The sequence below is a fragment of the Acidovorax sp. YS12 genome, from assembly GCA_021496925.1.
In the GTDB taxonomy this organism is placed as follows: Bacteria; Pseudomonadota; Gammaproteobacteria; order Burkholderiales; family Burkholderiaceae_C; genus Paenacidovorax.
In genome coordinates, this window is record CP053915.1 from 2,495,001 (window position 1) to 2,519,756 (window position 24,756).

The 24,756-nt window shown below is 66.4% G+C and carries 27 protein-coding genes; 5 read left to right on the forward strand and 22 right to left on the reverse strand.

The features are described from left to right. Positions 1-277: 277 nt before the first annotated feature. Both YS110_11390 and YS110_11395 read left to right on the forward strand, forming a co-directional pair. Entirely contained in the window at positions 278-2,158 is a 1,881-nt protein-coding gene (locus YS110_11390; protein UJB65305.1) for an ATP-binding cassette domain-containing protein, read from the forward strand. Positions 2,159-2,524: 366 nt separating this feature from the next. Further along, entirely contained in the window at positions 2,525-3,754 is a 1,230-nt protein-coding gene (locus YS110_11395) for an IS110 family transposase (protein ID UJB67432.1), read from the forward strand. A gap of 19 nt (positions 3,755-3,773) precedes the next feature. Here the strand turns inward: YS110_11395 and YS110_11400 are convergent, their stop codons facing one another. From YS110_11400 to YS110_11430, 7 genes are read right to left on the reverse strand one after another with little or no spacing between them, the layout of a single operon-like run. Next, on the reverse strand, positions 3,774-4,886 hold the full coding sequence (locus YS110_11400; GenBank protein ID UJB65306.1) for a chemotaxis response regulator protein-glutamate methylesterase: 1,113 nt from the start codon (positions 4,884-4,886) through the stop codon (positions 3,774-3,776). 28 nt (positions 4,887-4,914) lie between these two features. Beyond that, complete coding sequence (cheD, locus tag YS110_11405) at positions 4,915-5,667, reverse strand: chemoreceptor glutamine deamidase CheD (GenBank protein ID UJB65307.1); 753 nt, start codon at positions 5,665-5,667, stop codon at positions 4,915-4,917. Positions 5,668-5,700: 33 nt separating this feature from the next. Further along, the gene (locus tag YS110_11410; GenBank protein ID UJB65308.1) at positions 5,701-6,576 is read right to left on the reverse strand and encodes a methyltransferase domain-containing protein; all 876 of its coding nucleotides are present in this window, start codon (positions 6,574-6,576) and stop codon (positions 5,701-5,703) included. An 11-nt stretch (positions 6,577-6,587) separates the two neighbouring features. Beyond that, complete coding sequence (locus tag YS110_11415) at positions 6,588-7,076, reverse strand: chemotaxis protein CheW (GenBank protein UJB65309.1); 489 nt, start codon at positions 7,074-7,076, stop codon at positions 6,588-6,590. Positions 7,077-7,136: 60 nt separating this feature from the next. Beyond that, positions 7,137-9,269, reverse strand: a complete 2,133-nt coding sequence (locus YS110_11420; protein UJB65310.1) for a chemotaxis protein CheW — start codon at positions 9,267-9,269, stop codon at positions 7,137-7,139. Positions 9,270-9,310: 41 nt separating this feature from the next. Then, positions 9,311-9,673: a response regulator gene (locus YS110_11425; protein UJB65311.1), complete on the reverse strand. Its 363-nt coding sequence runs from the start codon at positions 9,671-9,673 to the stop codon at positions 9,311-9,313. A gap of 50 nt (positions 9,674-9,723) precedes the next feature. Next, complete coding sequence (locus tag YS110_11430; protein UJB67433.1) at positions 9,724-10,170, reverse strand: hypothetical protein; 447 nt, start codon at positions 10,168-10,170, stop codon at positions 9,724-9,726. Positions 10,171-10,320: 150 nt separating this feature from the next. Between YS110_11430 and YS110_11435 the strand changes: the two genes are divergently transcribed. Continuing rightward, positions 10,321-11,418 (forward strand): response regulator, encoded by a 1,098-nt coding sequence (locus YS110_11435; protein UJB65312.1) that lies wholly within the window; start codon positions 10,321-10,323, stop codon positions 11,416-11,418. Further along, positions 11,415-12,044, forward strand: a complete 630-nt coding sequence (locus tag YS110_11440) for a response regulator transcription factor (GenBank protein ID UJB65313.1) — start codon at positions 11,415-11,417, stop codon at positions 12,042-12,044. Before YS110_11435 ends, YS110_11440 begins: the two co-directional genes overlap by 4 nt. A gap of 53 nt (positions 12,045-12,097) precedes the next feature. Here YS110_11440 and fliR read toward each other — a convergent pair whose 3' ends face one another. The 13 genes from fliR to fliF form a co-directional block, all read right to left on the reverse strand. Next, positions 12,098-12,865 (reverse strand): flagellar biosynthetic protein FliR, encoded by a 768-nt coding sequence (gene fliR, locus YS110_11445; protein UJB65314.1) that lies wholly within the window; start codon positions 12,863-12,865, stop codon positions 12,098-12,100. A 24-nt stretch (positions 12,866-12,889) separates the two neighbouring features. Then, positions 12,890-13,159 carry a flagellar biosynthesis protein FliQ gene (gene fliQ, locus YS110_11450; protein ID UJB65315.1) on the reverse strand — a complete coding sequence of 90 codons (270 nt, stop codon included), beginning with the start codon at positions 13,157-13,159 and terminating at the stop codon, positions 12,890-12,892. Between the two features lie 13 nt (positions 13,160-13,172). Beyond that, complete coding sequence (fliP, locus tag YS110_11455) at positions 13,173-13,925, reverse strand: flagellar type III secretion system pore protein FliP (protein UJB65316.1); 753 nt, start codon at positions 13,923-13,925, stop codon at positions 13,173-13,175. Continuing rightward, on the reverse strand, positions 13,918-14,253 hold the full coding sequence (locus YS110_11460; GenBank protein UJB65317.1) for a flagellar biosynthetic protein FliO: 336 nt from the start codon (positions 14,251-14,253) through the stop codon (positions 13,918-13,920). Before YS110_11460 ends, fliP begins: the two co-directional genes overlap by 8 nt. Positions 14,254-14,260: 7 nt before the next feature. Then, positions 14,261-14,728: a flagellar motor switch protein FliN gene (fliN, locus tag YS110_11465; protein UJB65318.1), complete on the reverse strand. Its 468-nt coding sequence runs from the start codon at positions 14,726-14,728 to the stop codon at positions 14,261-14,263. After that, positions 14,718-15,722: a flagellar motor switch protein FliM gene (gene fliM, locus YS110_11470; protein UJB65319.1), complete on the reverse strand. Its 1,005-nt coding sequence runs from the start codon at positions 15,720-15,722 to the stop codon at positions 14,718-14,720. The genes fliN and fliM overlap by 11 nt, the downstream gene beginning before the upstream one ends. A gap of 24 nt (positions 15,723-15,746) precedes the next feature. After that, positions 15,747-16,328, reverse strand: a complete 582-nt coding sequence (locus tag YS110_11475) for a flagellar basal body-associated FliL family protein (protein ID UJB65320.1) — start codon at positions 16,326-16,328, stop codon at positions 15,747-15,749. A gap of 128 nt (positions 16,329-16,456) precedes the next feature. Beyond that, complete coding sequence (locus YS110_11480) at positions 16,457-16,846, reverse strand: flagellar hook-length control protein FliK (GenBank protein UJB67434.1); 390 nt, start codon at positions 16,844-16,846, stop codon at positions 16,457-16,459. A 983-nt stretch (positions 16,847-17,829) separates the two neighbouring features. Next, the gene (gene fliJ, locus YS110_11485) at positions 17,830-18,291 is read right to left on the reverse strand and encodes a flagellar export protein FliJ (GenBank protein ID UJB65321.1); all 462 of its coding nucleotides are present in this window, start codon (positions 18,289-18,291) and stop codon (positions 17,830-17,832) included. An 18-nt stretch (positions 18,292-18,309) separates the two neighbouring features. Next, complete coding sequence (gene fliI, locus YS110_11490) at positions 18,310-19,731, reverse strand: flagellar protein export ATPase FliI (protein ID UJB65322.1); 1,422 nt, start codon at positions 19,729-19,731, stop codon at positions 18,310-18,312. Positions 19,732-19,794: 63 nt separating this feature from the next. Beyond that, entirely contained in the window at positions 19,795-20,565 is a 771-nt protein-coding gene (locus tag YS110_11495; GenBank protein ID UJB65323.1) for a flagellar assembly protein FliH, read from the reverse strand. 24 nt (positions 20,566-20,589) lie between these two features. Next, positions 20,590-21,585 carry a flagellar motor switch protein FliG gene (fliG, locus tag YS110_11500; protein ID UJB65324.1) on the reverse strand — a complete coding sequence of 332 codons (996 nt, stop codon included), beginning with the start codon at positions 21,583-21,585 and terminating at the stop codon, positions 20,590-20,592. A 60-nt stretch (positions 21,586-21,645) separates the two neighbouring features. Further along, on the reverse strand, positions 21,646-23,358 hold the full coding sequence (gene fliF, locus YS110_11505; GenBank protein ID UJB65325.1) for a flagellar M-ring protein FliF: 1,713 nt from the start codon (positions 23,356-23,358) through the stop codon (positions 21,646-21,648). A gap of 180 nt (positions 23,359-23,538) precedes the next feature. On the opposite strand from fliF, the gene fliE reads away from it, so the two are divergent. Then, entirely contained in the window at positions 23,539-23,853 is a 315-nt protein-coding gene (gene fliE / locus YS110_11510) for a flagellar hook-basal body complex protein FliE (GenBank protein ID UJB65326.1), read from the forward strand. 131 nt (positions 23,854-23,984) lie between these two features. Here the strand turns inward: fliE and YS110_11515 are convergent, their stop codons facing one another. Continuing rightward, complete coding sequence (locus tag YS110_11515; protein UJB65327.1) at positions 23,985-24,284, reverse strand: flagellar protein FliT; 300 nt, start codon at positions 24,282-24,284, stop codon at positions 23,985-23,987. Between the two features lie 3 nt (positions 24,285-24,287). Further along, positions 24,288-24,737, reverse strand: coding sequence for a flagellar export chaperone FliS (fliS, locus tag YS110_11520; protein UJB65328.1), 450 nt, complete (start codon positions 24,735-24,737; stop codon positions 24,288-24,290). Positions 24,738-24,756: the final 19 nt, after the last annotated feature.

Below are 24,756 nucleotides of genomic sequence, written 5' to 3' on the forward strand. Positions count from 1 at the left end.
CATCGAATTTTCATTCAATCGCAACTCAAAGCCATCTTCTTTTTCACCACCAGAGCATCAAGCTCTAGCAGCGAAGCCTTCGATCATAGCACAGAAAAACCTTACCGCGCAACAAACAAAGAGAAGATTTACCGCCTTCGCCGCCTCCCACCTGTCTGCACAAGCGCTTCAGCAACGAAGAGGCGTGACTATAGCACGGGTTTCACGAAATTTTCACAAACACAACCGCACTGCGCAAGTGCCTCGCTCCCACGGAGCTCGATAATCCTGCTCCCATATGGCACTCATTACTCTCTTAGACGCCCAGCTCGCCTTCGGGCATGTGGCCCTGCTGGATCACGCCAGCTTCTCGCTCGAAGCCAATGAGCGCGTCGGGCTGATCGGCCGCAACGGCGCTGGCAAGTCATCCTTGCTCAAAATCCTGGGGGGATTGGCACATCCTGATGATGGTGTACTGCAAGTGCAGCAAGGCCTGCGCATTGCCTATGTTCCCCAGGAGCCTGTGCTGGAGCCCACGCACACCATCTTTGAAGCGGCTTCCGCGGGATTGGCTGCGGTCATTGCGTTGCGTGAGCAGTACCTGTCCAACACACCAGACTTGGATCTGGATGCGTTGCAGTCGCAGATCGAGGCGGCTGACGCCTGGAATTGGGAACAGCGTGTCGAGGAAACATTGCACCGCCTGCACCTTGAGCCGCAGGCGATTGTCGGCACGCTGTCGGGCGGCACCCGCAAGCGGGTGGCTCTCGCACAAGCGCTTGTGGCCAGGCCGGATGTACTACTCCTGGACGAGCCCACCAACCACCTGGATCTGGACTCGATCGAGTGGCTGGAAGATCTGCTCCTGGGGTTCAAGGGCAGTGTCGTCACCATCACCCACGATCGCGCTTTTCTGGACCGCGTGGCCACACACATCGTCGAGCTGGATCGCGGCCAGTTACGCTCCTATCCCGGCAATTTCGCCCAGTACCAGTTACAAAAGGAAGAGCAGCTGGCCCAAGAGGCCGTCATCAATGCCCGCGCCGACAAGCTGCTGGTGCAGGAAGAGATATGGATCCGCAAAGGCGTGGAAGCACGGCGCACGCGCAGCCAAAGCCGCATCAACCGGCTGGAACAGTTGCGCGTCAACCGCGCCGAGCGGCGCGATGCGCTGGGCCGGGTGCGGATGGACATCGACGCCGGCACCAGCGGCAGCTACCAGGGCAAGATCGTCGCGGAGCTGGCAGGCGTGCACAAGGCGTTCGGCGACAAGACGATCGTGCACAATTTCTCAGGCACCATCCTGCGCGGCGACAAGGTCGGCCTGATCGGCCCCAACGGCGCAGGCAAGACCACCTTTCTCAAGATTGTGCTGTGGGAACTGTCGCCCGACAGCGGCCAGGTGCGGCGCGGTGCCAACCTGCAGGTGGCGTACTTCGACCAGATGCGCCACGCCATCGACCTCGACGCCACGCTGGAGGATTTCATCAGCCCCGGCAGCGAATGGATCGAGATTGGCAGCCAGCGCAAGCATGTGAAAAGCTACTTGGGTGACTTCCTGTTTTCACCCGCCCGCGCCCATTCGCCAGTACGCTCCCTCTCGGGTGGCGAACGCAACCGGCTGCTGCTGGCACGCCTGTTCGCCCGTCCTGCGAATGTGCTGGTGCTCGACGAGCCGACCAACGACCTCGACATCGACACGCTGGAGTTGCTCGAAGAACTGCTCCAGACCTATGACGGCACCGTGTTCCTCGTGAGCCATGACCGCGCCTTTCTCGACAACGTCGTCACCAGCACGATTGCCTGCGAGGGCGACGGCCTCTGGCGTGAATACGAAGGCGGTGTGCAGGACTGGCTCACTCAGTCCCAGCGCAGCCGCACGCCAGTGACCATGGGTAAACCCATAAGCGAGAACAAAATCGAGCCCAAAGCCATGCCAGACAAGCGCGAGCAGCTATCAAAAAAGAAGCTGAGCTACAAGGAGCAGCGCGAACTGGAACAGTTGCCTAGCCACATTGCTGCCCTGGAGGCGGAGCAGCAGGCCATCCGCACCGAACTGGCGGACGGCACCCTGTACGCCAAGGATGGCATTCGCGCCGCCGCACTGTACCAGCGCGACGCGGAAATCGAGGAGCTGCTGCTGCAAGCGCTGGAGCGCTGGACCACGCTCTCGGAATGAAGCGCCGGCCTGCACCTCATACGGATTTGCCTTCAACCGTCTAACGTCGTTGGTTCGCCTTGCCGTGCTACAGCACTGATCGTAGGCTTCCCGCCTAGTTATACGGTTGAATGCAAACCCGTATCAGTTTTTCATGCTGCGTCGCAGCACCCGCGACGCATGAAACGAGGGTGTAATTTGGGTGCGGCGTCCGGCACAGAGGTCGGTTCGTACTTGGTGTCCCGAACCCGTGTATCAGTTGGACCCGCGGCCTCACGAGCACCCCAAACTGTCGCCAGGCACTGGCGTGCCTGAGCACGCACTTCAGACTTCGATGACGTGGGTCGCACGCCGGTGTCGCTGCTGTTCTTTGATGAGGAGGCGATCATGGACGTGATTCATCCGCTCTGTGCGGGACTGGACGTGCACAAGCAAAGCGTAGTGGCTTGCGCACGGATTGCGGGCCCAGGCCCGCTGGTGCAAGAGGTCCGCACCTTTGCCACGACCACCTCGGGCCTGCTGCTGGAGCTGGCCGACTGGCTCGAATCCTTCGGCGTCGAGCACGTCGCCATGGAAGCTACGGGCGTGTACTGGAAGCCGGTGTGGCATGTGCTCGAAGGCCACTTCGAGTTGGTGCTGGCCAATGCCGCGCACGTGAAGAACATGCCCGGGCGCAAGACTGACGTGAACGATTCGATGTGGCTGGCCGATCTGCTGGCTCATGGCTTGATCCGCGCCAGCTTCGTGCCGCCGGTGGCGGTGCAGGAGCTGCGCACCCTGACGCGAACGCGCAAGCAGTTCGTGCGCGAGCGCGCCTCGCACGTGCAGCGCATCGAGAAGGTGCTCGAAGACGCCAACATCAAGATCACCAGCGTCCTGAGCGACATCCTGGGCAAGAGTGGGCGTGCGGTGCTGCAGGCGCTCATTGACGGCCGCAGCGATCCCCAGCGTCTGGCTTCATATGTCGTGGGCAACCGCCTCAAGGCCAGCCGAGCCGAGTTGGTCGAGGCATTGAGCGGGCGCGTGCGTGCCCACCACCGCTTCATGCTCAAGCTGCACCTGGGCCATATCGACGCTCTGGACAAGGCCATTGCCGACATCGAGAAGGAGGTGGGCCTGGGGCTCGAGCCGTTTCGACAAGCCGCCAAGTTGCTGAGCACGATGCCCGGCTTGAGTCAGGTCAGCGCCAACGTGGTGGTCGCCGAGATCGGCATCGACATGTCGCGCTTTGCAACGGCAGGCCACCTGCTGTCATGGGCCTGCCTGTGCCCGCGCAGCGACGAGAGCGCGGGCAAGCGGCGTAGCACACGGCTGCGCCGTGGGGGCGTGTGGCTCAAGACCACCTTGGTGCAGGCCGCATGGGCCGCGGTTAAGGTCAAGGGCAGCTACCTGCAGGCGCAGTTCCACCGCATCCGAGCCCGTCGGGGTGCCAAGAAGGCCATCATCGCCGTGGCCGCTTCCATGCTCACCGCTGCATGGCACATGCTCAAAGATGGCACCGAATGGCATGACCTGGGGGCTGCGCACTTTGACCGCGCTGACGCCGAAAAAACCGCCAACCGGCTCATTCGGCGACTACAACAAATCGGATACACCGTCCAGGTTGCTCCCGCTTGATCTGCGCCTGAGTTTCACTTCAGATGCGGTGATGCAGGCGGTCCGTCGTGCTGCGCAGGCGGGTCACCAAGGCCCCGGCGATCTGCGTCAACGGCAGCACTTCGTCCGCGGCGCCGTGGGCAATGGCTTCGCGCGGCATGCCGAAGACAATGCAACTGGCCTCGTCCTGCACGTAGTTGTAGCTGCCAGCGTCTTTCATCTCGCGCATCGCGACGGCACCGTCGGCGCCCATGCCCGTGAGCATGACGCCGTAGGCATTGCGCCCCGCCACCGCAGCCACCGATTTGAACAGCACCTCCACCGAGGGCTTGTGGCGATTCACCGGCGGCGCGTCATCGACCACGGCGACATAGTTGGCGCCGCTGCGGGCAATGTGGAACTGCGTGCCCCCCGGGGCGATATAGGCGTGGCCCGGCAGAATCCGCTCGCCGTTGACCGCCTCTTTCACCGTGATCTGGCACAGGCTGTTCAGGCGCGCGGCGAAGCTGGTCGTGAAGCCGGGCGGCATGTGCTGCGTGATGACGATGGCCGGCGAATCCGGCGGCATGCGCACAAGCACTTCGCGGATGGCCTCGGTGCCACCGGTGGATGCGCCAATCGCGATGATCTTCTCCGTCGACAGGCGGCCCAGCAGGCCCGAAGGCGCCGCCGGCGGTATGGCCGCTGCGGCCGGCGCACCGGCCGCAGTGGAAGCCGAACCGGAGGCCGGCGCCGCGACCCGGTGCACACGCGCCACGGCGGCGACACGGATCTTGTCCACGATCTGCGACGCCAGTTCGTTCAGCCCGCTGGCCAGCCCCACGCGCGGCTTGGCGACGAAATCCACCGCCCCCAATTCCAAAGCCCGCATGGTGACCTCGGCGCCACGCTCGGTCAGCGTCGAGATCATCACCACCGGCATGGGCCGCAGGCGCATGAGGCGCCCCAGGAAATCGATGCCGTCCATGCGCGGCATTTCCACGTCCAGCGTAATCACGTCGGGGTTCATCTCACGGATCATCTCGCGCGCCACCAGCGGATCGTTGGCCGTGCCGATGCACTCCATGTCGCGTTGGCGGTTGATGATTTCGGCCAGCAGACTGCGCACCAAGGCAGAGTCGTCCACCACGATGACCCGGATCTTCTTGTTCATTCCCAAATTTTTCCTCTAGCCACTTGCTTCAAAACAGATCCACGGAGCCGCCCGATGTGGTCTTGGCCACCGTGGCGGCATTGCCGCGCACTTCCTGGGCCAGCGCTTCGGGATGGGCATGCGCCAGCCGCTTCACCATGGCCTTGCCCGTCGCGGGGAAGAACACGACCTTGCGGGGATAGATGTCGAGCACGTCCTCCGAAACGATGGGGATGCGCTCGGTTTGCAGGTAGTTGACGACAAAGCTCGTGTTGCGCTCGCCCACGTTCATGGTCGTGAAATTGGCCATGACCTGGCCGCCACCGAATATCTTCGCCTGCATGGTTTCACGGCGTGCGCCCAGCTTGAGCATTTCGTTGATCAGCAGTTCCATGGCGTACGAGCCATAGCGCCCCGACACATCGGTGGAGTCGCTCTCGGGCAACATGAAATGGTTCATGCCGCCGACACGTGCGCGGCTGTCCCACAGGCACGCGGCAATGCATGAACCGAGCACGGTCATGATGACGATGTTATCGCCCGAGACGAAGTACTCGCCCGGCAGCACCTTGACCGCGTTGAACTGGAAATGGTGGTCGAAATAGAAGAACGAAGCCTCGCCCGGCTTGCGCGCACGGGCCTTGAGGTCCTGCAGCGACACCTCAGGCACGGTCCGGTTGCCTTGGGTATAGATATCGGCACTCAATGGCGCGATGCGCGGCGCACGTCGGCGCTCCATCCCGCTGGACAGCGCGCTGGCGGCAGGCGTTGAAGGCGTCGAGCCAGGGTTGAGAGACGTCATGGAGCCCTTCCAGCGGAGCCGGCATTGGTACGATCAGCGGCGCTCATATACGGTCTTTCCGCGCAGGGTGAAGAGATCGCGCGATTCGCTGAAATTCTCGGCGTGGCCGACGAACAGCATGCCGCCGGGCTTGAGCACACGATGGATGCGCTCCAGAACGCGGCGCTGCGTCTGCGCATCGAAGTAAATCATCACGTTGCGGCAGAAGACCACGTCGAAAGGCTCACGGAATGGCCAGTCGTCACGGATCAGGTTCACGCTCATGAACTCGATGGCCTTGCGCAGCTCGGGCTTGGCACGGATCATTCCCGCATTCGCCCCTTTGCCGCGCAGGAAGAAACGCTGCAAGCGCTCCTGGCTCAACCCCTTGGCGCCGTCGAGGCGGTACACACCCTCTGCCGCCTTGGCCAGCACACGGGAGTCGATGTCGCTCGCCGTCAGCTTGAACGCAGCATTCATCCCCAAGGTTTCCAGCGCCGTGATGACGATGGAGTAGGGTTCCTCGCCTGTCGATGCCGCGTTGCACCAGACACGCCACGAGGAGCCCGCGGGACGGGTGCGCAAATGCGCAGCAAAAATCTCGAAATGGTGCTGTTCGCGGAAAAAAGCCGTCAGGTTGGTGGTGAGGGCATTGACGAACTCCTGCCACTCCGGTCCATCATGCGTTTCCAGCCACCCGAGGTAATCGCTGAAGCTCGTGTGCCCCGTCTCGCGCAGCCGCCGGGAAAGGCGGCTGTAGACCATGGCATGCTTGCCGTCGTGCAGGCTGATGCCCGCGCGCTGGTATATCAGGGACTGCACCCGCGCGAAGTCAGCGGTCGTCCAGACGAATTCACGCCCCTGGGCCAGCGGGCCCGAGACGGCATCGGCATCATCGTCGGTGCGGGCGGAGGCGAGGTTCTGGCGCATGACGGCGTACGTCAGTCTTCCACCGCAACCAGGCCCATGTCGACGCTGGACATCAGCTTCTCGATGTCCAGCAAGATCAGCATGCGCTCCCCGACCGAGCCAAGTCCCAGAATGCAGTTGCTGTCGATGGCACTCTCGATGTCCGGCGCGGAACGCACGTTGTCGGGCGACAGCTCCATCACGTCGCTGACCGAATCGACCACGATGCCGACCACCCGGTTGCGCAGGTTCAGGATGATGACCACGGTGAAGCTGTTGTAGTCCGCCCTGGAACAGTTGAACTTCAAGCGCATGTCCACGATGGGCACGATAGTGCCGCGCAGGTTGACCACGCCCTTGATGAACTCCGGCGCATGGGCAATGCGGGTCGGCGGCTCGTAGCCCCGGATTTCCTGCACCTTGAGAATGTCGATGCCGTACTCTTCCTGGTCGAGCCGGAACGTCAGGTACTCGCGTGCGCCGGTAGCGGCCACTTCTGCGCTCTGGGTCACCACAGTCATGTCATATCTCCTTGTCACTGCCTGCGCCACACATAGCCTGGCGCAGGGATTCATGCGTCATCAATGGCGCGCGCGGCGCACCAGGCTGCTGGTATCCAAAATCAAGGCCACCGTGCCATCGCCCAGGATGGTGGCCCCGGACACGTTGGCCACCTTGCGGTAGTTGCTTTCAAGGTTCTTCACCACGACCTGGTGCTGCCCCAGCAGTTCGTCCACGAGCAGGGCGATGCGGCTGCCATCGGACTCGACCACCACCATGATGGTGCTGGATTTGTCCTGGTCCTGGCGCGGCACCTGGAACACCCTCTCCAGCGAAATCACAGGCATGTACTCGTCGCGCACCTTCACCAGCTGCGAACCCTGCGCGACCGTACTCACGTCATCGGGATTGACCTGGAAGGATTCGACCACCGAGGACAGCGGCAGGATGTAGACCTCGTTGCCCACACCCACGGACATGCCGTCCATGATGGCCAGTGTCAACGGCAGGCGCACGGCCACGCGCATGCCATAGCCTTCGGCAGAATCGATTTCCACCGAGCCGTTGAGCGCGGCGATATTGCGCTTGACCACGTCCATGCCCACGCCGCGCCCAGACACGTCGGTCACGACATCGGCGGTGGAGAAACCAGGCGCGAAAATCAGCTGCCACACCTCGCTGTCAGGCATGGCATCCGAGACATCCATGCCCCGCTCGCGCGCCTTGCGCAGAATCTTCTCGCGCGACATGCCCTTGCCGTCATCACGCACCTCGATGACGATGGAGCCGCCCTGGTGCGACGCCGACAGGGTGATCGTTCCGTGCTCCGGCTTGCCTGCGGCGATGCGGTCCTCGGGCGCCTCGATACCGTGGTCCACGCTGTTGCGCACCAAGTGCGTCAGGGGATCGGTGATCTTCTCGACCAGCCCCTTGTCCAGTTCCGTGGCCTCGCCCAACGTCACCAGATCGACCTTCTTGCCCAGCTTGTTCGCCACGTCACGCAGCATGCGCGGGAAACGGCTGAACACGATCGACATCGGAATCATGCGGATGGACATCACCGATTCCTGCAAATCGCGGGTGTTGCGATCCAGATCGGCCAGGCCCGCCAGCAGTTGCTGGTACGCCGCAGGGTCCAGCCCCTGGCTGTTCTGCGCCAGCATGGCCTGGGTGATGACCAATTCGCCCACCAGGTTGATGAGCTGGTCCACCTTTTTCACGTCCACGCGGATCGTGGTCGATTCCATCTGCACGGACTTGGCATCGCCGGTGCGCGGTGCCGCGGAGCGGGCACCCGCCGCATTCGCCACGGGCTGCGCCGCCGTCGCGGCCTGCTGCTCCGCAGGCGCGCCCGGCGCGCCGGGGAAGAAACCGTAAGGCGCGCCACCGGCCATTTCGGACACTGCCTGCACCGTGGCATCGGTGGGTTCGGGCTCCACGGGCGCCGCCCCTTCCATGGAACGGATCTGAACCTGCTCCTTGGCAACGTGGAAGGCAAACAGGTCGAGGAGGTCGTCGTCCGTGGAGCTGGTCTGCACGGCATACAGGCGCGTCTGCGGCACGGTGGCAGGCAGGTCCTCGATGGTTCCCAGCCCTGCGATGTCACGGAACAGTTCCTTGATGGCGTCGGCCTGCTCCATGCGTTCCATCGGCCCGATCTGGATCTGCAGCGCCCGCGCCGCACCACCGGCGGAAGCAGGCGCAGGCACTGGAGCCGCGGCGGGCGCGGGCTCCGCCACTGGCGCGGGTGCGGGTGCGGGCGGCACCGGTGCTGAAAGCGTGGGCGCCTGGCCGGCAGCGAGCTCCGCGATGCGCCGCACCAGATCGGCCGTGGACACTGCCTCTCCCTGCCCACCGGACTGGTGGCGCGCCAGCAGGCTGCGCGACGCATCGGCGGAATCGAGCAGCACATCGACCATGGCGGGAACCGGCTGCAGCTCATGGCGGCGCAGGCGGTCGAGCAGCGACTCCATCTGGTGGGTCAGCTCGGCCACATCGGAAAACCCGAACGTGGCCGCGCCGCCCTTGATCGAATGGGCGCAGCGGAAGATGCCGTTGAGCTCCTCGTCGTTCGCGGCGCTCAGATCCAGATCGAGCAGCATCTGCTCCATCTGGTCGAGGTTCTCGCCAGCCTCCTCGAAGAAGATTTGGTAGAACTGGCTCAGGTCGAAATCGGCGCCTGCGCCTGCTCCTTCGTTATAGGTATCCGCCATCTGGGCTCCTGCTGTGTCCGGGGATTCTTCGCCTTCGCGTTTCAGCGAATGACCTTTTGAATGACTTCGATCAAGCGATTGGGATCGAATGGTTTGACAAGCCAGCCCGTGGCGCCTGCGGCCTTGCCCGCCTGCTTCATCTGGTCGCTCGACTCGGTCGTGAGTATGAGGATGGGCGTGGTCTTGTAGCGCGGGTGCTCGCGCAGCTTGCGTGTCAGGCCGATGCCATCCAGGCGCGGCATGTTCTGGTCAGCCAGCACCAGCGCCACCTCGTGGGTATCCGCTTTTTCCAGGGCATCCTGGCCGTCCACGGCCTCCACCACGCGATAGCCCGCGCCAGTGAGGGTGAAGTTCACCATCTTGCGCATGGAAGGCGAATCGTCAACAGCGAGAATCGACAGCATGTAGGACTCCAACGAGACTTGTATAGATAGGTTTGGAACGGCGGACAGGCTCAGAACAGATCGATGGAACCGGCATCCATTTCACTCTGTGTCACGGGGTTGGGACGCTCGGGCATGATCTCGGTGAAGGAAGCGGCTTCCTCGCCCTCCTCCTGGCCCATGGCCTCCGAGGCGAGCCGGAAAGCGCAGCCCTGCAGCACCTTGGTGGTATGCCAGATCAATTGCGACGCCATGTCGTGAAACTGCAACTCCGTCACCGCGCTGCGCAGTGCCGCACGCGCAGCAGCGAGTTCGGGCGACGTGCCGACCACGCCATCGGTCAGCAGGCCATTGGCCTCGCCGAAGCGCTCCAGCAGATTGTCGGTGGCATGGCTGAGCAATCCTTCCAGCCGCTGCAGGTCGTGCATGACGACGAGCAGGGAGTCCTGCAGTTCCGCCGCCACCATGACTGGCACCTGAACCGCTGGCCCTCCAGATGTTGTTAGCGAAGATTGCATCATTCCTCCCCCGCTGAGGGGCGTGTCGACGGTCAGCCATTCCCGCGGAGCAAATGCCTGAAGGCTTTGTTCCAAGTTGTATCCTATGATAGCGCCCTATGGGCCATACAGTACCGGATCGACCCTTAGAACGTTGCGCGTGACAGCACCATGGAGACGTTCCGGCGCATTCTGCACATCGAAGACTCCCTGGCCGACCACCAGCTCGCCCGCATCACCCTGCAGCGCAGCGGCGCCCGCTTCGATATCGAGCACATCGACAGCCTGCAAGCACTGCAGCAGCTCGACCTCCACACCTTCGACCTGATTCTGGCCGATTACCGCCTGCCCGGCTTTACCGCGCTCGACGTGTGGGCGCACGTCGCCCGCCAGCCCGGGCACCCGCCTTGCGTGCTGCTGTCGGGTGCCATCGGCGAAGCCGCGGCCGTCGATGCCATGCGCCTGGGCCTGAGCGACTACCTGCTCAAGGACGACATCGCCCGCCTGCCCCATGTGGTGGCACGTGCCATCGAGGTGCACGAGGCGCGCCAGGCGCGCGAGCAGGCCGCCGCCGAGCTGGCCCAGTCGGAGCGCCGCCTGGCCGAGCTCACGGAGCACTTGCAGCGCTCGATCGAGGCCGAACGCGCGGCCATCGCACGCGAGATCCACGACGACATCGGCGGCGCGCTCACCGCCGTCAAGTTCGATCTGGCCTGGATCGGGCGCCACGCGCCCGAGGGCGGCATCCAGGCGCACACCAGCGCAGCGCTGGAGATGCTGCAGCACGCCATTGGCGCCAGCCAGCGCATCATGATGAACCTGCGCCCGCCGGTGCTGGACCAGGGCCTGGTGGCCGCCGTGAAGTGGCTGTCCGAGAATTTTGAGCGGCGCACCGGCGTGGCGGTGCAACTGCGCAGCAGTGCCCCGTCCATCGACGTGCCCGCCGATCTGCAGCTCGTGGCCTACCGCACGGCGCAGGAAGCCCTGACCAATGCCGGCAAGTACGCCAGCGCCCGCCAGGTGCGCATCGACCTGTCGGACCACGAGGGCGTGCTGACCGTGGAGGTCAGCGACGACGGCTGCGGCTTCGCCGCCGAGGCACGCGGCAAGCCCAAGGCCTTCGGCCTGAAAGGGCTGCAGGAGCGCGCGCGCACCGTGGGTGGCTGGCTGGACGTGAGCAGCCGGCCTGGCCAGGGCACCTCGGTGATCGTCTCGCTGCCGCTACCATCGCCTTCCACCGACCCCACGCCCAAGGAGTGCACCCCGTGATCCATGTCGTGCTGTGCGATGACCATGCCGTGCTGCGGCGTGGCATCCGCGACACCCTACTCGATGACCCCGGCATCGAAGTCGCCGCCGAGGCCGGCGGCTACTCCGAGCTGCGCGAAGCGCTGCGCCATGCGCCTTGCGACGTGCTGCTGCTGGACATCAACATGCCCGGCCGCAACGGCCTCGAAGTGCTGGCCAGCCTGCGCGAGACGCACCCCGGCATCCGGGTGCTCATCGTCTCGATGTACCCGGAGGATCAGTACGCGCTGCGCTGCCTCAAGGCCGGCGCGCACGGCTACGCCAACAAGGCCGGCGACCCGACGCACCTGGCCGCCGCCGTGCACACCCTGGCCCAAGGACGCAAGTACCTCACGCCCGAAGTGGCCCAGCTGCTGGCGAACAGCCTGGCCGAGCCCACGCCGGAGATGCCGCACGAAACGCTGTCCGAGCGCGAGCTGCAGACGCTGGTCAAGATCGCCTCGGGCAAGCGCCTGTCGGACATCGCCGACGAACTGATGCTCAGCCCCAAGACCGTGAGCGTGTACCGCGCGCGCGTGCTGGAAAAACTCCAGCTCACCAACAACGCGGAGCTCACCGTTTACGCCATCCGCAATCAGCTGGTGTAGGAACGATTTCAGGCCAAATCAGCCTCCAGCCCTTACCAGGAAAGCGCTGGCAGCTATGGTTTTTGAAAGATCTCGATCGCCAGCTGCAGCAGGTTCAGCAGCGGCTGCTCCAGCATCGGCAGCGTGGCGGCGATGCCCATCAGCCCCACGGTGAGGGTGACCGGAAAACCCACGGCGAAGATGTTCATCTGCGGCGCCACGCGCGAGATGATGCCCAGCGTGAGGTTGACGAACAGCAGCAGCGCGATCATGGGCAGCGCCAACCAGAAGGCGCTGGAAAACAGCGCACTGCCCAGTTCATACAGCCGCATCTGCGCCAGCGACTGCAGGAAATTCCCATCGGTCGGGAAATGGTCGAAGCTCTTGACCACGGCCATGAGCAGCACCAGGTGGCCGTTGCTGACCACGAACAGCAGCAGCACCATGCGGCTGAAGAAACGCCCCACGGCGCTGATCTGCCCGCCGCTGGCCGGGTCGAAGAACGCGGCGAAGTTCAGCCCCATCTGCAGGCCGATGAACTCGCCCGCCAGATCCAGCGCTGCGAACACCACGCGCACGGCAAACCCCATCGCCATGCCCACCGCCACCTGCTGCGCCGCCGTGCCCAGCGCCTCGGGGCTGTTGACGCCGATCACCGGCTGGTCCCCCAGCATGGGCTGCGCGCACAGCGACACGAACAGCGCGAAGCCGACCTTGGCGCGCGTCGGAATCACACGCAGCGAGAACACCGGCGCCGTCGAGAACAGCGCCAGCACGCGCAGGAACGGCCACAGCAGCGGCGACAGCCAGGCCATGATCTGGCCCTCGGAAAACGTCACCATGCGCCGCGCCCTCCCCGGCCCGCGTCAGCCCAGCGCCGTCGGCAGGGATTCGATGGTGCGCCGCAGGTAGTCCACCAGCGTGGTCAGCATCCATGGGCCGGCGATGGCGAACACCACCATGGCCGCGATGAGCTTGGGCACGAAGGCCAGCGTGGCCTCGTGGATCTGCGTCACGGCCTGGAACACGCTCACCAGCAGCCCCACGGCCATGATGGTGCCCAGAATGGGCATGGCCACCATGAGCAGCAGGGTGAGGGCCTCGCGGCCGATGGTGAGCACCATTTGCGCAGTCATGGCGGTTTCTCCTTCAGGTGGCGAAGCTCGCCGCCAGCGAACCGATGAGCAGGTTCCAGCCATCGGCCAGCACGAACAGCATCAGCTTGAACGGCAGCGCCACGAGCACGGGCGAGAGCATCATCATGCCCAGCGACATCAGGATGCTGGCGACCACCATGTCGATGACCAGGAACGGGATGAAGATCATGAAGCCGATCTGGAACGCCGTCTTCAGCTCGCTGATGACGAAGGCTGGCACGATGACGCGGAACGGCGCCCGCTCCACCGTCACGCCGGGCTCCAGCTTCGCCAGGCGCGCGAACAGCGCGAAATCCGACTGCCGGGTCTGCTTCAGCATGAATTCGCGCATTGGCGCCTGCGCCTTGTCCACCGCCTGCTCAAAGCCCAGGGCGTTGGTGGAATAGGGCAGGTAGGCCTCCTGGTACACGCGGTCGAAGGTCGGTCCCATGACGAAGAAGGTCAGGAACAGGGACAGCCCGATCACCACCTGGTTCGGCGGCGCCGACTGCGTCCCCATGGCCTGGCGCAGCAGCGAGAGCACGATCACGATGCGCGTGAAGCCCGTCATCATGAGCAGCACGGCCGGCAGGAAGGACAAGGCCGTGAAGAACAGCAAGGTCTGGATCGGCACCGAGTAGCTGGTGCCGCCGCTGCCTGAGCCGACCACGAGCGGCAGCGTCCCCGCCCCCCCCTGCTGCGCCCAGGCCGCACCGGCCGTGGCGGCCAGCAGCACCGCCAGGCCCCAGCGCGCAGCGCTACGCATGGGCGTCCTTGTGCGGCAGCGCCTGCGCGGCCGCCATCTCGGTGGCGAAGGAGGCCGGCGCCACTGCCGCGCCGCCCGCGGGCAGCACGTGCAGACACTGGATCTGCTGCGCCGTCACCCCGAGCACGAGCACCGCGCGCTGCCCCTCGTGCTGGACCTCCACGGTCACCACGCGCTGTTGCGGCCCCACGGCGACCTGGGTCAGCACGCGCGAACCCGCGCTGCCGCCCCCCAGGCCGGCCTGGCGCAGCTGCAGGCGGCGCACCAGCCAGGGCAGAAAGGAAATCGCCACCACGAAAAGGACCACGACCGCCAGGGTCTGGGTCATGGCGGAACTATCCACGGCTGACACGGCGCAGGCGCTCGGACGGGGTCACCACGTCCGTCAGACGGATACCGAACTTGTCGTTCACCACCACGACCTCGCCCTGCGCGATCAGGTAGCCGTTGACCAGCACGTCCATGGGCTCGCCCGCCAGGGCGTCGAGCTCGACCACCGAGCCCTGGGCCAGTTGCAGGATGTACTTGATCGGCACCTTGGTGCGCCCCAGCTCCACCGACAGCTGCACCGGAATGTCCAGCACCATGTTGATGTCGCTGACAGGCACGTCGCCCCCGCCCGTGGAAGTGAAGGGGCGCGATGCGCCGCCGGACAACGGCCCGCCCTGCTCGGCCATGTCGGCCGCCGCGGCGGCGGCCTGCTTGTCGTCGGCGCCTTTCTGCTCTTCCAGCGCCTCGGCCCAGCCGGCGAACGGATCGTCACCGCCACCGCCATCGGGGTTGTTGTTTTCTTCAGTTGCCATGCTTTTCTCCCAGCCAGCTCATATCGGAGCCACGCAGGCATTCCTCGATGCGGATGGCGTATTTGTCGTTGTGCGTCCCGTACTGGCACTCGAAGACCGGCACCCCGCCAATCGCAGCGCGGATGCGCGGCTGGCGATCGAGCTCGATGAAGTCGCCCGGCTTCATGGCCAGCAGTTGCTCTACCGTGGCGTCGGCACGGGCGAGCTCGGCCACCAGCGTCACCTCGGCAGCCTGGATCTCGCGCGTCAGCAGCTTGACCCAGCGGCGGTCGACCTCGATCGCGTCGCCCTGCACGGTCGAGTACAGCACGTCGCGGATCGGCTCCAGCGTGGCGTAGGGCATGCAGATGTGAATGGCCCCGGCCAGGTCGCCGATTTCGAGCTGGAACGCCGTGGAGACGACGATTTCGCTCGGCGTGGCGATGTTGGCGAACTGCGGCTGCATTTCGGAGCGCTGGTACGACAGCTCCACCGGATAGATGCCCTGCCACGCCTTCTTGTACTCGCCCGCGATCACGTCGACCAGGCGGTTGATGACGCGCTGCTCGGTGGGCGAGAAATCGCGCCCCTCGATGCGGGTCTGGAACTTGCCAACGCCGCCATACAGGGTGTCGATGATGCCGAACACCAGCGAGGGCTCGCACACCACCAGGCCATTGCCGCGCAGCGGACGGATCGCCACGATGTTGAAGTTGGTCGGCACCGCCAGCTCGCGCAGGAAGGCGCTGTAGCGCTGCACCTGCACCGTGCCCACCGAGATCTCGGGGCTGCGGCGGATGAAGTTGAACAAGCCGATGCGGAAGTTGCGCGCAAACCGCTCGTTGACGATTTCCATCGTCGGCATGCGCCCGCGGACGATGCGCTCCTGGCTGGAGATGTCGTAGTTGCGGATCGCGCCAACCTCGATCTGCTCCTGAACCGACTTCTGGCTCTCGCCCGTGACCCCTTCCAAGAGGGCATCGACTTCTTCCTGGGACAGAAAAGCGTCACTCATGCCTGGCTCCCTTCGCGGTTTGGCTCATTGAATGATGAAGCTGGAGAACAGCACCTGACGCACCGGGTTCTGGCTCTGGCGGCTGCGCGCGGGCTGCTCTTCCTCGCCATCCTCCAGCTCCTCCGGCGTGGGCTTGCGCGGCTTCTTCGGCACGCGGAAGCCCAGGGGGCGCGACACCTCGCGCAGAATGTCGGTGGCCAGCTTCTCCTTGCCGTCGCGCGACAGCAGCTCCTCCGCCGAGCGCTGCGAGACCAGAATCAGGATGGCGCTGCGGATGGCCGGCAGATACTGCTTGACCTGCTCGGCCGTCTTGGCATCTTCCAGCTCCAGCGTGATGCCGATCTGCGCGAAACGGTCACCGCCGGGGTCGGCCAGGTTGACCACCATGTTCTCGATGGGCATGAAGGTCGGCGCCACCTTGGCGGCGGTGGCCTTGCGCGGCGCCGCAGCGCCCTCTTCCTCCTCGCCGCTGTGCCGCCCGAGCATGAACCATGCCGCAACGCCCCCCACGACCACGAGCAGGGCCACGATGGCGCCGATCACGATCAGCTTCTTGCTCGACGCCTTTTCCTTGGCGGGTGCGGCAGCAGGCGTTTTGTCGGACACGGTGGGAATTCCTTGCGATGGGGCGGGCAGCCAGGGGCCGCATGGTGTCCATTATTGGACGGGGTGCGCCCGATAATAGCCAGAATAAACGCCCCAAACCACGGCTTTCACCGCCGTTCGGTTCGGCCTCAGACGAAGACGTCGAGCCCGGGCCGTCCCTGCTGCTGCGCTGCCGCGCGCGCGCCGCCCACGGCCCCCTCCACACCCGGCACCGCCACCTGGGCCCGCCCAGGCTGGCCACCCTGGCGTTGCCCTGGTTCACGCTGGCCGCTCCCGCTGGCCGAGCTGTCCACCGTGGCGCCCGCCAGCACCAGGCCCTGGCTTTGCAGCAGTTCGCGCAACTGGGCCATGCTGGCATCAAGCGCATCGCGCGTTTGCACCTGGTCGCTGCGGAACACGACATGCGCCTCGTTGCCCGACACCGACACACGCACCTGCACGGGCTCGCCGTCGCGGTCCAGCGTCATCTCGGCGCTTTGGTTGTTCTGGTCGACCCAGAAAGCCACTTGTTCGGCCATCTGCTCATCCACTGCCTGCTGCGTGGCGTCCGCTGCCACGGCACTGCCATCCGGAGCGAGCGCGCCCGGCTCGAAGACCTGCTCCGTACCGCCCGCCGCAGCATGCGCGGGCTGCGCGCCCCCGTCGCCGGCACCGCCTTCGCGCGCGCCCTGGCGTCCTTCGGACGATGCCGGCGCAGCATCCTGCTGGCCGGCCGCCAGCGCCGCGGCGGCAGGGTCCCCCTGCATGGCTGCCAGGCGCTCCGTGCCAGCGCCGGGGTGCATGTCACGGCGCTCCGTACCCGACAGGGCCACGGCCGCAGTGCCTGCCGGCGCCACGGCAGCCAGCAGATCGGTACCCACCTTCTTGTCCTGGGCCACGGCGCCGTGCGCGGGCACGGCCTGCGCCGCGGCCGCACCTGAAGCGGCCATGGCCGTGTTCCAGCCCATCCAGCGGGCGGCGGTGCCCTTGCCCGGCACGCTCCCCGCCTGCCCTGGCGGGTTGTCCACCGCCTGTGTCAGGTCGGCAGCCTTGTCGATGGATGCCGTCTGCGCCACCAGGCTGTCGGGCGCCTGCGCACCCAGGGCCGCCACGGCATTCCAGGCCGCCGCCGCACCTTGCAGCGGGGCTCCGCCCTGGGCGACCCCGCCCGGGGCCGCCCCGCCATTGCCACCCGCCGCCAGAGCCGCGGCCTGGGCCGCCGCTGCGGCATTCCACGGCTGCTGCTGGCCCTGGCCCAGCAGACCCGCCGGGTCTTGCGCCAGCCCGGTGCCGCCCGCCCCGGCACTTTCGTCGTCCGCCAGCGGCAAGCCCGCGTCCTGCGCCAGCAGCCCATCGTCCCCGCCCAGGGCGGCCAGCAACGCCGCGAAGGCATCCTGCGGGCTCTGGGTGCCGGCGGTGTCGGCTCCCGCGGCCTTGCCGCTGCCGCGCGTGGCGCGCGCGCCCTGTGCGGCGGGCGTGCCGTGCTGCTGCGGGCTGGAGGTACGTACGGTTTCCATGGTCATCACTCCTGGGGCCCTATCCCCTGGTTGGCCGCCGCCAAGCGCAAGGATGCGCGCTCGTCGGTCTGTTTCTGTTCCCGGCGCATCTGGGCGATGGCCAATTCATGCTGCTTGCGCTCCACCACCTTGCGCAGGCTGGTCAGGCGCAGTTCCGCCTCCAGCAGCGCCTGGCGCGCCTGCTCCACGCGCCGCGCCTGCTCCTGCACCACGCCCGACTGCAGCCCGATGGCGTGCTCCAGCTTGCCGATGAACTGGTAGTGGTGGTACATCACCTCGGGCTGCACCGTGCCGCCCTCGCGCATGCCCCAGCGGCCCTGCGTCTCCTGGGCGTAGCCGCTGAGCTGCTCCAGCTGCGCCTGCCCGGCCTGTGCCACGCGCTGCATGTCCTGCAGCACCTGGCGCGCGGCATCGCGCTTGCGCGTGGCGGCTTCCACGGCGACGTTCAGGGCGTTGAGCGATGACATGGCGGTGTCCTAGGCCCGCTATTGCGCCAATACGGCCGCCATGGTGTTCAGGCTGTCGTCCATGGTCGCGCCCTCGAACATGCTTTGCTGCAAAAAGCTCGCCATGGCAGGCTGCAGGCGGATGGCTTCGTCGAGCTGCGGGTCGGAGCCGCTCATGTACGCGCCCACCTGCACCAGGTCGCGGCTCTTCTGGTAGCGCGAATAGATGGCGCGGAACTGCCGCGCCATCTCGAAGTGCTCGCGCGTGACCACGTTGTGCATCACGCGCGAGGCCGATTGCTCGATGTCGATGGCCGGGAAATGGCCGGTTTCCGCCAGGGCGCGCGAGAGCACGATGTGGCCGTCCAGAATGGCGCGCGCGGCGTCGGCGATCGGGTCCTGCTGGTCGTCGCCCTCGGACAGCACGGTGTAGAACGCCGTGATCGAGCCCACGCCGTTGAGGCCGTTGCCGCTGCGCTCCACCAGCCCCGGCAGCTTGGCAAAGCAGCTTGGCGGATAGCCCTTGGTGGCCGGCGGCTCGCCGATGGCCAGGGCGATCTCGCGCTGTGCCATGGCGTAGCGCGTGAGCGAATCCATCAGCAGCAGCACGTGCTTGCCCTTGTCGCGGAAGTGCTCGGCAATCGCCGTGGCATAGGCCGCGCCCTGCATGCGCAGCAGCGGCGGCGCGTCGGCCGGCGCCGCCACCACCACGGCGCGGCCACGGTCCTCGGCGCCCAGGATGTCCTCGACGAATTCCTTGACCTCGCGGCCGCGCTCGCCAATCAGGCCGACCACGATCACGTCGGCCTGGGTGTAGCGCGCCATCATGCCCAGCAGCACGCTCTTGCCCACGCCGGAGCCCGCGAACAGGCCCAGGCGCTGGCCGCGCCCCACGGTGAGCAGCGCGTTGATGGCGCGCACGCCGGTATCGAGCGTCTCGCGCACCGGCGAGCGTTCCATGGCATTGATGGGGCTGCGGTCCATGGGCTCGGCCATGACGTGCTGCAGCGGGCCCGCATGGTCGAGCACCTGGCCTTGCGAATCGACCACGCGCCCGAGCAGGCCATCGCCCAGCGGCAGGCGCAGCATGCCCACGGCGAGCGAAGGCACCTCGGTGTCGCCGAGCTGCGGCGGCGGCACGTAGGGCTGCGCCGGGGTCACGCGCGCACCGCTGGACAGCCCGTGGATGTCGCCCGCCGGCATGAGAAAGGCGCGCCCGTCGGAAAAACCCACCACCTCGGCCAGCACCGGCTCCTGGCCCGGCATCTGCACCTGGCACTGCGAGCCCACGGGCACGCGCAGGCCGGCGGCTTCGAGCACCAGCCCGGTGAGGCGGCTCAGGGTGCCGCGCGACTCCAGCGCCAGCGGCTGGGCCGCGCGCGCACGCGCATGGCCGAGGAACTCGCCCCAGATGGCATCGCCCTGGATGGCGCTTTCGGCGGGCGCATGCGGTTCATGCATGTTTTTGGCCTCTAGCCCTTTCTGGGCAAGCGCTAGCAGCTATGAATATAGTAGTAAACATATTCATTCCTGCGTCTCCTGCCAGTTCCCTACCAGGCCCAGCGCGGCCACGGCGCGGCGCCAGCGCTTTTCCATGCTGCCGTCGATCACGGTGCCGGCCGATTCGACCTGGCAGTCGCCCGCCGCCACCGCCGGGTCGGGTTGCCACTGCACCTTGCCCTGGGCGAATTCGGCGTGCAGCGGCTGCTCCAGCGCGGCCCAGTCGGCCGGGTTCAGGCGCACGGTGGCCGGGCGGCCCTCGTTGACCAGCATGTCCAGCGCCTCGCGCACCACGGGCAGCAGGGCCTGGGGGTTGCTGGCGAGTTCGCGGCGCACCACCTGGCGGGCGATGTCGCAGGCCAGCTGCAGCAGCTCCTTGGCCATGCGCTGCTGCAGCGCGCCCAGGCTGGCGTCGAGCGTGCGCACCAGCGCGTCCAGGCGCTCGGCCGTTTCACGGCCCGCGCCGGCCACATAGTCATCCAGGCGCTGCTGCCACGCCTGCGTGGCCTCGGCCGTGCCCTGCGCGCGCCCTTCGGCCAGGCCTTGCGCATGGGCCTGTTCGCGGGCCTGCTGCAGCAGGGCCAGGTGTTCGTCCTCGGCCACCATGGGCACGACGGGCTCCAGGGGCACGCCCGGCGGCAACGGCTCCTCCGGCACGGGCTCGGGCTCGACCGGGGGCAGCGGGGCAGCCGAGCCATCGACGGCCGCGAAGCTCCATTGCGTGACCGAGTCGGCCTCGATCTCCTCCTTGGGGATGAAGCGCGAATAGGCGCGGGCGCTCGACGGGCTCACCATGGCAGGCCTCGCGCTGCGGGGTTATCAGACCAGGGCGTCATCTGCACCGCCTCCGAGCACGACCTGCCCTTCTTCCGCCAGGCGGCGCACCGTCTTGATGATTTCGCGCTGCTGCGCCTCCACTTCGGACAGGCGCATGGGGCCGCGCGCCTCCAGGTCCTCGCGCAGCGCCTCTGCGGCGCGCGAGGACATGTTGGCCAGGATCTTGTCGCGCATCTCGTTCGAGGCGGCCTTGAGTGCGACGATGAGCGTCTCCGACGCCACCTCGCGCAGCACCATCTGGATGGAGCGGTCGTCGAGCTTGCCGATGTCCTCGAACACGAACATCTTGTCCATGATCTTCTGCGCCAGGTCCGGGCCGTAGCCGCGGATCGACTCCAGCACCGCCGCGTCCGTCCCCGAGCTCAGCAGGTTGATGATCTCGGCCGCCGTCTTGACGCCGCCGAGCGAGCTCTTGCGGATCTTGTCGCCGCCGGCCAGTACCTTGTAGAGCACCTCGTTGAGGTCCTTGAGCGCCGTCGGCTGGATGCCTTCGAGTGTCGCCACGCGCAGCATGATCTCGCTGCGCTGGCGGTCGGTGAGCTGCATCAGGATGGCCGAGGCCTGCTCGGCGTCCAGGTGCACCAGGATGGCGGCGACGATCTGCGGGTGCTCGTTGCGCAGCAGCTCGGCCACCGACAGCGGGTCCATCCATTTCAGGCTCTCGATGCCGGACACGTCGCCGCCCTGCAGGATGCGGTCGATCAGCAGCGTGGCCTTGTCGTCGCCCAGCGCGCGCTTGAGCACCGAGCGCACGTAGTTGCCGGTATCCGACACCAGCAGGCTCTGCGCCGCCGCATCGTCGGAAAAGCGGTTGACGATGGCATCGACCTTGTCGCGCGAGATGGCGCGCATGCGCGCGATCGTCTCGCCCAGCTTCTGCACCTCCTTCGGCGAGAGGTGCTTGAACACCTCGCCCGCGGCCTCCTCGCCGAGGGAGATCAGCAAAATGGCAGCATCGTTGAGGCCTTCTTCATCCATGGCGTGTCCATCCAGAGCAAAGGGCAGAGCTTACCCGGCGCATGGCGTACGTCTTCACGCTCACCCCGCCTCGCCATTGACCCAGGTTTTCAGGATGTTGGCCACGGCGATCGGGTTCTCCTTGGCCAGCAGGCGGGCTTCTTCCAGGCGCAGTTCCTCGGGCGTCGGCCCGGGATCGACCACCTTCTTCGGCGGCAGCGCCGGGCGGCCCACGGTCTCGTCCTCCAGCGCATCGAGCTGCGTGCCCGGCAGCGCGCCGGCCGCGGCGATCTCCGCCGGCTTGGGCTGGCGCAGCGCCGGGCGCACCAGGCCCAGCAGCACCAGCAGGGCGAACAGCACCATGCCCACGGGCCAGGCAAAGCTCTTGGCCAGCTCGATGGTTTCAGGCTGCTTCCACAGCGGCAGCGGCTCGGCCGGCTTGGCATCGGCCAGGAACGGCGTGTTCATGAGGTTGACCGAGTCGCCGCGCTCCTTGCTGTAGCCGATGGTCTCGCGCACCAGCGCGGTCATCTGCTCCACCTGCTCGGGCGTCAGCGCCTTGGCCTGGGGCTGGCCCTTCTCGTCCGCGCCCGGCTGGTAGTTCACCACCACGGCCGCCGTCAGGCGCTTGATGCTGCCGTTGCCGCCACCGGTGCGCGTCACGCGCACGGTCTTGTCGACTTCGTAGTTGGTGATGGATTCGCGCTTCACGCCGCCGCCCGACGCGCCGCCGCCCTGGCTGCTGGCCACCGAGGGCGCAGGGTTGGCGCCGTTGACCGGCGCGCTCGACGTTTGCGGCGGCTGGTTGCTCACCGCGCCCGGAATGCCCGAGGGCATGACGCTGCCGGGGCCGCCCGTCTCCACCACCTGCTGGCTGCGCACGGCGCTGCTGTCCTGCGTCAGATTGGGGCGGTGCTGCTCGGAAGTCTGCTCGGTCTGGCTGAAATCGACTTCGGCCGTCACCTGCGCCTTGACGTTGCCCGGGCCCACCACGGGCTCCAGGATGTCGAGGATGCGGCGCGTGTACTGCTCCTCCAGCTTCTGCACGTACTGCACCTGCTGCACGTCGATGCTGGAGCCGCCGCTGCCCTGCCCGTCGGGCGACTGCGACAGCAGCTTGCCCGAGTCGTCGAGCACGCTCACGGCCGTGGGCGCCAGTTCGGGCACGCTGGACGCCACCAGGTGCACGATGCCCGCGATCTGCGCGCGGTCCAGGATGCGCCCCGGGTACAGGCTCAGCAGCACCGAGGCCGAGGGCTTTTGCTGCTCGCGGAAGAAACCGTTCTGGTTCGGCAGCGCCAGGTGCACGCGCGCGCTTTGCACCGAGGACAGCGCCTGGATGGAGCGCGTCAGCTCCCCCTCCAGCCCACGCTGGAAGTTCAGCCGCTCCTGGAACTGCGTGACGCCGAATTTGGCGTTCTCCATCAGCTCGAACCCCGTCACCGACCCCTTGGGCAGGCCCAGCGTGGCCAGGCGCAGGCGCGCGTCGTGCACGCGCTCGGTCGGCACCAGGATGGCGCCACCGCCCTCGGTGTACTTGTAGGGCACGTTCATCTGCGCCAGCTGGGCCACGATGGCGCCGCCATCCTTGTCGCTCAGGTTGGAAAACAGCACGCGGTAGTCGGGCTGGCGGTTCAGCACCACCGCTGCCACCACGGCCGCCACCAGCAGCACCACGGCCGCCGCCAGGCGCATGCGCTGGCCACGGTCGAGCGCCACCAGGCGCTGGCGCAACGCAGGCAGGCCCGCTTGCGGCGCGGGCGCGTTCTCGGGAATTTCGGCAACGGCGGACATGGTGCTTGGCGATTGTCAGGAACCACCGCCCAGGCAAGAGAGGGCGGTGCGTCGATTATTCGGGTGGCGCCCCTTGGCGTTTGCCCGATAAGGCGCGCAATTGTCCATCTATTCCCGCAGATGCGCAGCCTGCGCCGGCCCTAGGATTGCGCCATCCCAAGCTCCAGCATTCCGAACGCCATGGACCTGCGCATCAACAGCACGACCACTGCCCCCCTCGCGGGCGCCGGCCTGGCGCGCCGCGCGACCGGCGCCGAGGCGCCCGTGGGCAAGGAGGGCTTCTCCTCCGCCTTCAAGAACGCCCTGCAATCCGTCAGCCAGGCACAGAACCAGGCTGCAGACCTGCAGCGCGAAGTGCAGCTCGAAAACCCCTCCGTCAGCCTGGAGCAGACCATGGTCGCCATCCAGAAGGCACAGGTCGGCTTCCAGGCCACGCTGCACGTGCGCAACCGCATGGTGCAGGCCTATAGCGACATCATGAACATGCAGGTGTAAGCCTCCCATCCGCACGACAAAAAAGCCGACTGGCGCATGCCAGTCGGCTTTTTGTGGTTTTCGCTACTTCTTTGGTAGCTGCCAGCGCTTACCCAGTAAGCGCTGGAGGCCTATTCGGCTTGAAACCCGGCTCAGTGCATCAAGTGCGGCTGGCCGTCGAACATGTGCTCGAACTGGGCGATCCAGGGCTCGGCCAGGCAGCGTATCTGCGCATCGTTACGCAGGATGCGCTGCATGATGCGCATCTTCTCGCGCCGGTGCTCGGGCTTCAGCTCCTGACAGCGGGACTGGCTGCGCAGTTGCTCAATCAGCACGGCGCAGGCGCCCTCGTGGCGCACCACGCCATCCCAGTCCTTGAGCTTGGCGGCCTCCAGCATCTTGGCGCTGCTGTCTTCAATGGCTTTGTAGTAATCAATCAGCATTTCGGGCATGGCTCAGGCCCCCACCATGGCAACGCGCATCTCGGCGCGGGGCGCCACGGCAGCGGCCGTGGGGGTTTTGATCTGGTTCCAGCCCTGGGCAATGGGCTCGAACAGGTGCGCAACTTCTTCCAGCATGGCATCGTCGTTGTGGGCATTGGCCAGGATCAGGCGGCGCAGGCTGTAGTCGTACAGCGCCTCCAGGTTCTGGGCCAGTTCACCACCAGCCTCGCGATCCAGCGCCGTCATGAGGCCTTCCTCGATGATGCGCACCGCCTTGGAAACGCTGTTGCACTTGGTCAGCACATCGCCGCGCGCCAGGGCGCCACGCGCAGCAGCGATGGAACTCAGCACCCCTTCATACAACAGACTGACCAGTTGGTGCTGGTCAATCGTGTGCATGCTGGTTTCCACGTTGATGCGCTGGTAAGCGGATGCGGCACGGGGCTGGTAGGCGGCGAACATGGCAGGCATTCCTTTGAAT